General features: G+C 64.1%; 1 protein-coding gene. It reads right to left on the bottom strand.

Going from position 1 to position 365, the window contains the following annotated elements:
* Positions 1–112 precede the first annotated feature (112 nt).
* Positions 113–365, bottom strand: a 253-nt coding sequence (locus F2P45_RS34715) for a collagen-binding domain-containing protein (RefSeq protein ID WP_166882712.1), incomplete at its 5' end; no start/stop codon positions are given.

The following is a 365-nucleotide window of genomic DNA, read 5'->3' as shown; positions in this document are numbered from 1 at the left end:
TAAAAAACGGCACCGGGATTTCTCTCCGGTGCCGTTTTCACGTGCGGCCAAGCTAAATGATGCTTCGTCGCTGTGCTGTCTTCGGTCGTTTGAAGCCCGGTCGCGCCAGGAATCAGACGCCCGGCGAGGACGTTCGCTTGCGCGTGAGGGCGAGCATCAGCGCGCCAGCGGCCAGCAAGGCCCAGGTGCCTGGCTCCGGTACCCGCGACGGGCCGGGGTCGACATTGCCGTCGAACGCTTGCAGGTGCAGTTCGCCATGCTGGTCGAGCGACCTGACGAACACGCCGCCTTCGATGTTCTGGTTGTTGGTCAGGCGGGCCGACGGCGCCAAAATGGTGCCGCCGAACTGCGCATTGGTGGTGATG

This window comes from Massilia mucilaginosa (assembly GCF_011682145.1).
Classification (GTDB): domain Bacteria; phylum Pseudomonadota; class Gammaproteobacteria; order Burkholderiales; family Burkholderiaceae_D; genus Telluria_A; species Telluria_A mucilaginosa.
Note: the sequence above shows the minus strand (reverse complement) of the source record. Positions and strands in the feature narration are given on the sequence as shown.